General features: G+C 53.5%; 1 protein-coding gene and 2 rRNA genes. 2 read left to right on the top strand and 1 reads right to left on the bottom strand.

The window, feature by feature from the left end; translation table 11 throughout:
• Positions 1-244: hypothetical protein (locus tag OOT08_RS18790; RefSeq protein ID WP_325094427.1), on the bottom strand; the 244-nt coding region annotated here is incomplete at its 3' end.
• Here OOT08_RS18790 and OOT08_RS18785 point away from each other — a divergent pair.
• Positions 244-1767, top strand: a 16S ribosomal RNA gene (locus tag OOT08_RS18785). The two genes, OOT08_RS18790 and OOT08_RS18785, sit on opposite strands and share 1 nt — an antisense overlap.
• A gap of 412 nt (positions 1768-2179) precedes the next feature.
• Positions 2180-5292 (top strand): 23S ribosomal RNA (locus tag OOT08_RS18780).
• The 16S and 23S rRNA genes sit together here, the layout of an rRNA operon.
• The last annotated feature ends 110 nt before the right edge of the window (positions 5293-5402 follow it).

The raw sequence follows: 5402 nt of genomic DNA, 5'->3' as shown, positions 1-5402 counted from the left end.
CTTCGGAAGCCTTCGGGTGGTACGGCGGGTGTCTGGTCCTTGAGAACTCAATAGCGTGCACAATGTCAAATGCCAAATTATCCTCGGCATCGACCTTCTGGTTGATGCAGTGAGATTCCTTTGGATTAAAATTGAATGTCAGTAGATATTCGAAATTAGTCAGATTAAACTCGTGCCCTTCACGCCTTATTCCGGCGGTTGGGTACAACTTGATTTCACCGGGTTTGCTCGGTGAGTTATTCATTTACGGAGAGTTTGATCCTGGCTCAGGACGAACGCTGGCGGCGTGCTTAACACATGCAAGTCGAACGATGAAGCCGGAGCTTGCTCTGGTGGATTAGTGGCGAACGGGTGAGTAACACGTGAGTAACCTGCCCCAAACTTTGGGATAAGCGCTGGAAACGGCGTCTAATACCGAATGCGACCCATGACGGCATCGTCTGTGGGTGGAAAGATTTATCGGTTTGGGATGGACTCGCGGCCTATCAGCTTGTTGGTGAGGTAATGGCTCACCAAGGCGACGACGGGTAGCCGGCCTGAGAGGGTGACCGGCCACACTGGGACTGAGACACGGCCCAGACTCCTACGGGAGGCAGCAGTGGGGAATATTGCACAATGGGCGCAAGCCTGATGCAGCAACGCCGCGTGAGGGACGAAGGCCTTCGGGTTGTAAACCTCTTTTAGTAGGGAAGAAGCGAAAGTGACGGTACCTGCAGAAAAAGCACCGGCTAACTACGTGCCAGCAGCCGCGGTAATACGTAGGGTGCAAGCGTTGTCCGGAATTATTGGGCGTAAAGAGCTCGTAGGCGGCTTGTCGCGTCTGCTGTGAAATCCCGAGGCTCAACCTCGGGCTTGCAGTGGGTACGGGCAGGCTAGAGTGCGGTAGGGGAGATTGGAATTCCTGGTGTAGCGGTGGAATGCGCAGATATCAGGAGGAACACCGATGGCGAAGGCAGATCTCTGGGCCGCTACTGACGCTGAGGAGCGAAAGCATGGGGAGCGAACAGGATTAGATACCCTGGTAGTCCATGCCGTAAACGTTGGGAACTAGATGTAGGGACCATTCCACGGTTTCTGTGTCGTAGCTAACGCATTAAGTTCCCCGCCTGGGGAGTACGGCCGCAAGGCTAAAACTCAAAGGAATTGACGGGGGCCCGCACAAGCGGCGGAGCATGCGGATTAATTCGATGCAACGCGAAGAACCTTACCAAGGCTTGACATAGCCGAGAACGCTGTAGAGATACAGAACTCTTTGGACACTCGGTTACAGGTGGTGCATGGTTGTCGTCAGCTCGTGTCGTGAGATGTTCGGTTAAGTCCGGCAACGAGCGCAACCCTCGTCCTATGTTGCCAGCACGTAATGGTGGGAACTCATGGGATACTGCCGTGGTCAACACGGAGGAAGGTGGGGATGACGTCAAATCATCATGCCCCTTATGTCTTGGGCTTCACGCATGCTACAATGGCCGATACAAAGGGCTGCGATACCGCGAGGTGGAGCGAATCCCAGAAAGTCGGTCTCAGTTCGGATTGGGGTCTGCAACTCGACCCCATGAAGTCGGAGTCGCTAGTAATCGCAGATCAGCAACGCTGCGGTGAATACGTTCCCGGGCCTTGTACACACCGCCCGTCAAGTCATGAAAGTCGGTAACACCCGAAGCCGGTGGCCTAACCTTTTGGAGGGAGCCGTCGAAGGTGGGACTGGTGATTAGGACTAAGTCGTAACAAGGTAGCCGTACCGGAAGGTGCGGCTGGATCACCTCCTTTCTAAGGAGCATCTGGCACTGCCGTGAGGTGGTGTCCAGGCGCCAGATCAAACCCGAATGTGGTTTGCTGGTAGCTCATGGGTGGAACATTTGACATGTGATTTTGGAAGATGCTTTGTTGCTCAGTACGTCCTTCGGGATTGGAACGGTGGCGGGGTGGGAAGAAGAATCGTGCACGTTATTGGGTCCTGAGGGACCAGCCGGTGACCTTTGGGTTGCAGCTGGACTCTCGGACCTTCGCTGGGGCTCTTTCTTTTGGGAGTTTCGGGGTTGGTACCGACCGTACGTTGAGAACTACACAGTGGACGCGAGCATCTTATGAACAAGTAATTGTTCATGAATGTTTTGAAACATATTTCATGTTTCGATCATTGGTCAACAGAACTTTGGTTTTGTTGTCTTAACTCATGTGATTTCAAGTTAATAAGAGCAAACGGTGGATGCCTTGGCATCTGGAGCCGAAGAAGGACGTAGTAATCTGCGATAAGCCTCGGGGAGCTGATAAACGAGCTTTGATTCGAGGATTTCCGAATGGGGAAACCCCGCCAGGGGCTGCAAGGTTACCTGGTGACTCCCGCCTGAATATATAGGGCGGGTAGAGGGAACGTGGGGAAGTGAAACATCTCAGTACCCACAGGAAGAGAAAACAACAGTGATTCCGGTAGTAGTGGCGAGCGAACCCGGAAGAGGCTAAACCTGGCATGTGTGATACCCGGCAGGGGTTGCATGTTGGGGGTTGTGGGACTTTTCGTGACAGTCTGCCGGCTGTTGAACGTGACGGAAGCGTATAGGCGAACGACTTGGAACGGTCGATCTGAGAGGGTGAGAATCCCGTAGCCGAAATGCGCTGACGGCGTGAAGAGTATCCCAAGTAGCACGGGGCCCGAGAAATCCCGTGTGAATCTGTCAGGACCACCTGATAAGCCTAAATACTCCCAGATGACCGATAGCGGACAAGTACCGTGAGGGAAAGGTGAAAAGTACCCCGGGAGGGGAGTGAAATAGTACCTGAAACCGTTTGCTTACAAACCGTTGGAGCACCCTTGTTGGTGTGACAGCGTGCCTTTTGAAGAATGAGCCTGCGAGTTAGCGATATGTGGCGAGATTAACCCGTGAGGGGTAGTCGTAGCGAAAGCGAGTCTGAATAGGGCGATTCAGTCGCATGTCCTAGACCCGAAGCGAAGTGATCTATCCATGGCCAGGTTGAAGCGCGTGTAAGAGCGCGTGGAGGACCGAACCCACTTAGGTTGAAAACTGAGGGGATGAGCTGTGGATAGGGGTGAAAGGCCAATCAAACTTCGTGATAGCTGGTTCTCTCCGAAATGCATTTAGGTGCAGCGTTGCGTGTTTCTTACCGGAGGTAGAGCTACTGGATGGCCGATGGGCCCGAGAGGGTTACTGACGTCAGCTAAACTCCGAATGCCGGTCAGTGAGAGCGCAGCAGTGAGACTGTGGGGGATAAGCTTCATAGTCGAGAGGGAAACAACCCAGAACACCAATTAAGGTCCCAAAGCGTGTGCTAAGTGGAAAAGGATGTGGAGTTGCTGTGACAACCAGGAGGTTGGCTTAGAAGCAGCCACCCTTGAAAGAGTGCGTAATAGCTCACTGGTCAAGTGATTCCGCGCCGACAATGTAACGGGGCTCAAGCACACCACCGAAATTGTGTCATTCAACGTATAGGTAAGCCTTCGTGGTTCAGCCCGTTGGATGGGTAGGAGAGCGTCGTGTGGCCAGCGAAGCGGCGGTGTAAACCAGCCGTGGAGGCTACACGAGTGAGAATGCAGGCATGAGTAGCGAAAGACGGGTGAGAAACCCGTCCTCCGGAAGACCAAGGGTTCCAGGGTCAAGCTAATCTTCCCTGGGTAAGTCGGGACCTAAGGCGAGGCCGACAGGCGTAGTCGATGGACAACGGGTTGATATTCCCGTACCGGCGAAAAACCGCCCAAAATGAAGCAGTAAGTGCTAAGAGTTGGAAGCTTTGACGGATCCTTCGGGTGATGTTGTTGTGGAAGGCTCGAACCCGACGCTGTGGAGTTAGCGTATTAACAGGTGTGACGCAGGAAGGTAGATGGTGCCGGGCGATGGTTGTCCCGGTCTAAGGATGTAGGGCGAACAGTTGGCAAATCCGCTGTTCATGTGCCTGAGATCTGATGGGGAGCTCTTTGAGCGAAGTCATTGATCCTATGCTGCCAAGAAAAGCATCGACGCGAGGTTTTAGCCGCCCGTACCCCAAACCGACTCAGGTGGTCAGGTAGAGAATACTAAGGAGATCGAGAGAATCATAGTTAAGGAACTCGGCAAAATGCCCCCGTAACTTCGGGAGAAGGGGGGCCTCAGGCGTGAACGGACTTGCTCCGGGAAGCGTTTTGGGGCCGCAGAGACCAGTGGGAAGCGACTGTTTACTAAAAACACAGGTCCGTGCGAAGACGCAAGTCGATGTATACGGACTGACGCCTGCCCGGTGCTGGAAGGTTAAGAGGAGGGGTTAGCGTAAGCGAAGCTCTGAATTTAAGCCCCAGTAAACGGCGGTGGTAACTATAACCATCCTAAGGTAGCGAAATTCCTTGTCGGGTAAGTTCCGACCTGCACGAATGGCGTAACGACTTCCCAGCTGTCTCAACTATGAACTCGGCGAAATTGCATTACGAGTAAAGATGCTCGTTACGCGCAGCAGGACGGAAAGACCCCGTGACCTTTACTACAGTTTGGTATTGGTGTTCGGTGTGGCTTGTGTAGGATAGGTGGGAGACTGTGAAGCATGGACGCCAGTTCGTGTGGAGTCATTGTTGAAATACCACTCTGGTCATATTGGACATCTAACTTCGAACCCTAATCGGGTTCAGGGACAGTGCCTGATGGGTAGTTTAACTGGGGCGGTTGCCTCCTAAAGAGTAACGGAGGCGCCCAAAGGTTCCCTCAACCTGGTTGGCAATCAGGTGGCGAGTGTAAGTGCACAAGGGAGCTTGACTGTGAGACTGACAGGTCGAGCAGGGACGAAAGTCGGGACTAGTGATCCGGCAGTGGCTTGTGGAAGCGCTGTCGCTCAACGGATAAAAGGTACCTCGGGGATAACAGGCTGATCTTGCCCAAGAGTCCATATCGACGGCATGGTTTGGCACCTCGATGTCGGCTCGTCGCATCCTGGGGCTGGAGTAGGTCCCAAGGGTTGGGCTGTTCGCCCATTAAAGCGGTACGCGAGCTGGGTTTAGAACGTCGTGAGACAGTTCGGTCCCTATCCGCTGCGTGCGTTGGAAATTTGAGAAGATTTGACCCTAGTACGAGAGGACCGGGTTGAACGAACCTCTGGTGTGTCAGTTGTCCTGCCAAGGGCATGGCTGATTGGCTACGTTCGGGATGGATAACCGCTGAAAGCATCTAAGCGGGAAGCCGGCTTCAAGATGAGATTTCCATACCCCTTGTGGGTGAGAGGCTCCCAGTAGACTACTGGGTTGATAGGCTGGATGTGGAAGCGAGGACTAACGACTCGTGGAGCTGACCAGTACTAATAAGCCGATGACTTGATAATCATCCACCCTTTTGGGTGGGCATGAATGTCGTAACGAAACAATTGTTTGCGTCCACTTTGTGGTTCTTGATGTACGGTCAAGAGCCCATCCCACCACGGGATACCGCACT

Origin of the sequence: Leucobacter sp. M11, from assembly GCF_035726885.1 — a bacterium.
Taxonomy (GTDB): Bacteria; Actinomycetota; Actinomycetes; order Actinomycetales; family Microbacteriaceae; genus JAPFRB01.
The sequence above is the reverse complement of the archived record's forward strand: the minus strand, read 5'-3'. Positions and strand labels throughout refer to the sequence as shown.